The sequence below is a fragment of the Pseudomonas brassicae genome, from assembly GCF_010671725.1.
In the GTDB taxonomy this organism is placed as follows: domain Bacteria; phylum Pseudomonadota; class Gammaproteobacteria; order Pseudomonadales; family Pseudomonadaceae; genus Aquipseudomonas; species Aquipseudomonas brassicae.
In genome coordinates, this window is the sequence record NZ_JAAHBU010000276.1 from 1 (window position 1) to 5,920 (window position 5,920).

At 64.5% G+C, this 5,920-nt stretch carries 5 protein-coding genes and 1 pseudogene; 3 read left to right on the forward strand and 3 right to left on the reverse strand.

Annotation, left to right across the window (positions count from 1 at the left end):
• Nucleotides 1–77 precede the first annotated feature (77 nt).
• Nucleotides 78–1,163: a tRNA (uridine(54)-C5)-methyltransferase TrmA gene (gene trmA, locus G3436_RS18275; RefSeq protein ID WP_163947725.1), complete on the reverse strand. Its 1,086-nt coding sequence runs from the start codon at nucleotides 1,161–1,163 to the stop codon at nucleotides 78–80.
• Nucleotides 1,160–2,455, reverse strand: a pseudogene (locus tag G3436_RS18280) (NCS2 family permease). Before G3436_RS18280 ends, trmA begins: the two are co-directional and overlap by 4 nt.
• A 147-nt stretch (nucleotides 2,456–2,602) precedes the next feature.
• Between G3436_RS18280 and G3436_RS28620 the strand changes: the two are divergent.
• Both G3436_RS28620 and G3436_RS18285 read left to right on the forward strand, forming a co-directional pair.
• Nucleotides 2,603–2,746: a hypothetical protein gene (locus G3436_RS28620; RefSeq protein WP_338001281.1), complete on the forward strand. Its 144-nt coding sequence runs from the start codon at nucleotides 2,603–2,605 to the stop codon at nucleotides 2,744–2,746.
• A gap of 1 nt (nucleotide 2,747) precedes the next feature.
• Complete coding sequence (locus G3436_RS18285; protein ID WP_338001282.1) at nucleotides 2,748–3,086, forward strand: GNAT family N-acetyltransferase; 339 nt, start codon at nucleotides 2,748–2,750, stop codon at nucleotides 3,084–3,086.
• Between the two features lie 103 nt (nucleotides 3,087–3,189).
• On the opposite strand, the gene G3436_RS18290 is transcribed toward G3436_RS18285, so the two are convergent.
• Nucleotides 3,190–4,419 carry an MFS transporter gene (locus G3436_RS18290; protein ID WP_163947728.1) on the reverse strand — a complete coding sequence of 410 codons (1,230 nt, stop codon included), beginning with the start codon at nucleotides 4,417–4,419 and terminating at the stop codon, nucleotides 3,190–3,192.
• A 375-nt stretch (nucleotides 4,420–4,794) separates the two neighbouring features.
• Here G3436_RS18290 and G3436_RS18295 point away from each other — a divergent pair.
• The coding region (locus G3436_RS18295; RefSeq protein WP_163947731.1) for a cytochrome ubiquinol oxidase subunit I at nucleotides 4,795–5,920 on the forward strand (1,126 nt) is incomplete at its 3' end.

Below are 5,920 nucleotides of genomic sequence, written 5' to 3' on the forward strand. Positions count from 1 at the left end.
AAGCCAGCTCCCACAAGGATCACCGCTGTCCTTGTGGGAGCTGGCTTGCCAGCGAAGCAGGCGCCGCCGATACGGGCCTAGCGCCGAACCAGCAACACCCCGCTCTCCATATGGTGCGTATACGGGAACTGGTCAAACAACGCACAGCGCTCGATGCGGTGCGTATCGTGCAACTGCTCGATGTTCGCCGCCAGCGTCTCGGGGTTGCACGAGATATACAGGATATTGTCGAAACGCCGCGTCAGCTCGCAGGTGTCCGGGTCCATCCCGGCGCGCGGCGGATCGACGAACACGCTACCGAACGCGTAGCTTTTCAGGTCGATGCCTTCCAGGCGCCGGAACGGCCGCACCTCGTTCAGCGCCTCGGTCAACTCTTCTGCCGACAGCCGCACCAGGCGCACGTTATCCACACCGTTGTCGTCCAGGTTGTGCAGGGCGGCGTTCACCGAGGTCTTGCTGATCTCGGTGGCCAGCACCTTGCGCACCCGCGTGGCCAGCGGCAGGGTGAAGTTGCCGTTGCCGCAGTACAGCTCCAGCAAGTCATCCTGGCGCTCGCCCAGTGCGTCGAACGCCCAGTTCAGCATCTTCTGGTTCACCGTACCGTTGGGCTGGGTAAACGCGCCCTCCGGCTGGCGGTAGCGGAACGTGCGACCGCCCACGGCCAGTTCCTCGACCGCGTAATCGCGACCGATGACCACGCGCTTGCCCTTGGAGCGGCCAATGACGCTCACACCCAGGTCCGTGGCCAGTTGCTGCGCGGCGGTTTCCCAGTGCGCATCCAGCGGGCGGTGATAACACAGGGTGATCATCGCGTCGCCGGCCAGGGTCGTAAGGAACTCCACCTGGAACAGCTTGAAGCTCAGCGCCGAGCTGGCTTGCCAGGCGGCCTTGAGCTGCGGCATCAACTGGTTGATGCGCTGGCTGGCAATCGGGAAGTCGTCGATCAGGATCGCCTTGTGCTTTTCGCCCGGGGCGAACATCGCATAGTGGCGCTGCTCGTTCTCGCGCCACAGGCGAAACTCGGCGCGCAGGCGGTAGTGCTCGCGCGGCGAGTCGAACACCGCAGGCTCGGGCGCTGCGAACGGCGCCAGCAGCTCGCGCAGGCGCTGTACCTTGCCTTCGAGTTGCGCGGTGTAGGTAGTCGGATCGTAGACAGTACTCATGCGGCAAACCAGCCCAGCTTGATGACGAACAGAATGGAGAGCACCACCAGCGCCGAGTTCAGCTCATGGCGACGGCCCGAGATCAGCTTGATCACGGTCCACGAAATGAAGCCGAAGGCGATGCCGTTGGCGATCGAATAGGTCAGTGGCATGGCCAGCGCGGTGACCACCACCGGTGCGGCTTCGGTCACGTCGTCCCAGTTGATCTCCGCCAGGCCCGACGCCATCAGCACGGCGACGAACAGCAGCGCCGGTGCCGTGGCGAAGGCTGGCACGCTGCCGGCCAGCGGGGCGAAGAACAGCGCCAGCAGGAACAGCACGGCCACCACGATGGCGGTCAGGCCGGTACGCCCCGCCCGCGCTCACGCCAGCCGCCGACTCGATGTAGCTGGTGGTGGTCGAGGTGCCCAGCAGCGAGCCGGCCATGGCGGCGGTGCTGTCGGCGATCAGGGCGCGGCCCATTTTTGGCATGTGCCCGTCCTTGCCCATCAGGCCGGCGCGCTTGGCCACGCCGATCAGGGTGCCGGAGTTGTCGAACAGGTCGACGAACAGAAAGGCGAAGATCACGCTGATCAGGCCCACGTCCAGCGCGCCCTTGATATCCAGTTGCAGGAAGGTCGGGGCCAGCGATGGTGGCATCGACACGATGCCGTTGAACGGGGTGGCGCCGATGGCGATGGCGGCCACGGTCACGGCCAGGATGCCGATCAGCACCGCGCCGCGCACCTTCATCGCTTCCAGCGCGACGATCAGGAAAAAGCCCAGGGTGGCGAGCACCGGTGCCGGGTTGCGCAGGTCGCCCATGCCCACCAGGGTGGCGGGGTTATCGACCACGATACCGGCGTGTGCAGGGCGATCAGCGCCAGGAACAGGCCGATACCGGCGGCAATCGCCGAGCGCAGCGGCAGCGGGATGCTGTTGACGATCCATTCGCGGATGCGAAAGATCGACAGCAGGAAGAACAGCACGGCCGAGATGAACACCGCCCCCAGCGCCACTTGCCAGGTGTGGCCCATGTGCAGCACCACGGTGTAGGTGAAGAAGGCGTTCAGGCCCATGCCCGGTGCCAGTGCGATCGGGTAGTTGGCGATCAGCCCCATCACTGCCGAACCGATGGCGGCGGCCAGGCAGGTGGCGACGAAGATTGCGCCCTTGTCCATGCCGGTCTCGCCGAGGATGCTCGGGTTGACGAACAGGATGTAGGCCATGGCCAGGAAGGTGGTGACCCCCGCCAGGATTTCGGTGCGCACATTGGTGTTGTGCGCTTTCAGTTGAAACAGCCTTTCCAGCATGCCAGCTCCCCGTGGCGCGCTGCGGCGCCTTGAATGTTCGACCCCTTCAGCAAAGCACAGACTGTACCGGGTTCTGTGATTTTTGAACGGGTCGCAAAAAAGCCGCGCATCATAGCAGCATGCCCGCCACTTTTGGACCAACCCACCATGCGCCTGCAACTGATCCACTGTGCCGACCTGACGCCGTCGCAGCGCCAGGGCCTTGCCTCGATCCAGGTATTGCCGGCACAGCGCGTGTTTGCCGGGGATATCGAGGGTGCGTTGTACACGTTGCAGCGCCAGGGGCGATGATGTGCAGGGGTTGGCCTTGCTGGCCGACGCAGTGCCGCAGGCGTTCATGCTGCTCAAGTGTGGTGCGTACCTGCCCCCGTGGGCCCGTGCGGATGCGGCGACGCTGCACGCCCTGATGGTGGATTGGCGACAGCAGGGGCGCGGGTTGGGGCGCTGTTGCCTGGAGCAGTTGCCGGAGCGGGTGCGCGAGGCGTGGCCGCAGATCGGCTGCCTGCAGTTGTCGGTGGATGCCGACAATCAGGCGGCGCTGGGGCTGTACCGGGCGGCGGGGTGGGTGGACACGGGGCAGGGGTACAAGGGCCGCACAGGCTATGAGCGCCAGATGACCCTGGTGTTCTGACGGGCCCCTTCGCTGGCAAGCCAGCTCCCACAGGTAAAGCGCCGATCTGCGGATCACTGGTCTCCCTGTGGGAGCTGGCTTGCCAGCGAAGGGGGCCACACGGTCACTCGTGTTTCTGTGTATGCAGATGATCGCGCCCAGCCAGGGTGGGAAACAGCTTGATCCACACCCCCGTAACCACCAGGGTGCCCACCCCGCCCATCACCACTGCCGGCACCGTACCGAACCAGTGCGCGGTCACCCCGGACTCGAACTCACCCAGCTGGTTCGAGGCGCCGATGAACAGCCCGTTCACCGCGCTCACCCGGCCGCGCATCTCATCTGGCGTCTCCAGTTGCACGAACGCGCCGCGGATCACCATGCTGATCATGTCCGCTGCGCCCAGCACCGCCAGCACCGCCAATGAGAACCAGAACGAGGTCGACAGCCCGAAGGCAATGGTTGCCACGCCAAAGATCCCCACGGCGGTAAACATCACCCGCCCAACCTTGCGCTCCACCGGGAAGCGCGCCAGCCACACCGACATCAGCAGTGCCCCCACCGCGGGTGCCGAGCGCAACAGGCCCAGACCCCAGGGGCCGGTCAGCAGGATGTCCTTGGCGAATACCGGCAGCAACGCGGTTGCCCCGCCGAGCAACACCGCGAACAGGTCCAGCGACACCGCCCCCAGCACGTCCGGGCGGCTACGGATGAAGCGTACCCCGGCCAGCAGCGACTCCAGGCTGGCGCGCCTTCGATTGAGCGGTTGCTGGCTGGCGCTCAGGCGTAGCGTCAGGCCGCAGGCAATCACGTACAGCAGCACCGCCGGGCCATACACCCAGACGCTGCCAAAGGCATACAGAAAGCCGCCCAGTGCCGGCGCCACGATGGTCGCCGACTGCATCGCCGAGGCCGATGCGGCCACCGCGCGCGGGAACAGCCCCGCAGGTACCACGTTGGGCAGCAGTGCCTGGGTCGCCGGCATTTCGAACGACCGCGCACTGCCCAGCAGGAACGCCAGCACGAAGATCAGCTCGCGGGTCACGCTGTGGGTGCTGCTGCCGATCACCAGCACCAGCGCAATCAGCGCCTGCACCACCTGGCACAGCGCGGCCACCCGGCGTCGCTCATAGCGGTCGGCCACATGCCCGGTGTGCAGCATGAACAGCACCCGCGGTGCGAATTCCACCAAGCCCACCAGGCCCAGGTCGAGCACGTTGCCGGTCAACTGGTAGAGGTGCCAGCCAATGGCCACGGTGAGCATCTGGAAGCCGCTGGCGGTGAACACCCGGGCAAACCAGAACGCCAGAAATGGACGGTGATGACGCAGCAACAGCGGTGCATGGGCTGACATGGGCAACGTAGAGCCTGGGCAGGGGCGAGGAGGGAGATTATCACCAGTTTGTAACAGCAGGTTGCAAAAGCCGTCGTGCCTGTTCGGTAAGCGCACTGATTCATCGGTTCGTAAAGGGGGTGAGGCATCCGGTCACGCGGCAAACGACCACACAACCGCGCAGCGCGTTCAGGACTATGCTTTGAGGCAATCGTTGATCTGGATCAATAGTTGTTTTTGCAACGGTTTCAGTTGCAACGATGTGGCCCGGAGGGCCGAATTCCCTGCGACGCTGAAGTTTTCAGAACAATTCCAACTCGCCGCACTCAATGACGTAGGGGCAGTTGGCGCCAAGGCCGTGACCCTGACGCCGGAAAACCTGATAGAGGAAGCACTATGTTCGGATTAGAGGCTCTAGATCTCGCCCGAATCCAGTTCGCGTTTACCATCTCTTTTCACATCCTGTTCCCGGCCATCACCATCGGCCTGGCGAGTTACCTGGCAGTGCTCGAAGGCCTGTGGCTCAAGACCAACGAAAGCGTCTACCGCGACCTGTACCATTTCTGGTCGAAGATCTTTGCCGTCAACTTCGGCATGGGGGTGGTCTCGGGCCTGGTCATGGCCTATCAGTTCGGCACCAACTGGAGCCGTTTCTCCGACTTTGCCGGGGCCGTCACCGGGCCGTTGCTCACCTATGAAGTACTCACCGCATTTTTCCTCGAAGCCGGCTTTCTGGGCGTCATGCTGTTCGGCTGGAACCGTGTCGGGCGCGGCCTGCACTTCTTCGCCACGGTCATGGTCGCCCTCGGCACGCTGGTCTCGACCTTCTGGATCCTGGCCTCCAACAGCTGGATGCAGACGCCTCAGGGCTTCGAGATCATCGATGGGCGGGTGATCCCGGTCGACTGGATCGCGGTGATCTTCAACCCCTCGTTCCCCTATCGTCTGGCGCACATGGCGACCGCCGCGTTCGTCGCCACCGCTTTCTTCGTCGGTGCTTCGGCGGCCTGGCACCTGCTGCGCGGCAAGGACAACCCGGCCATTCGCAAGATGCTCTCGATGGCGATGTGGATGGCGCTGATCGTGGCGCCGGTGCAGGCGGTGATCGGCGACTTCCATGGCCTCAATACCCTCAAGCATCAGCCGGTGAAGATCGCCGCGATCGAAGGCCACTGGGAAAACGTCGGTGACGAGCCGACGCCGCTGATCCTGTTCGGCATCCCCGACATGAAGAACGAGACCACCCACTTCAAGCTGGAGATCCCGGCGCTGGGCAGCCTGATCCTCACCCACAGCCTGGATAAACAGGTGCCGGCGATGAAGGACTTCCCGCCCGAGGACCGGCCCAACTCCACCGTGGTGTTCTGGTCGTTCCGCATCATGGTCGGCCTGGGCATGCTGATGATCGCGGTGGGCCTGTGGAGCCTGTGGTTGCGCAAGCGCGGCAGCCTGTACAGCTCGCGGCCGTTCCTGTACCTGACGTTGTGGATGGGGCCGTCCGGCCTGATCGCGATCCTGGCCG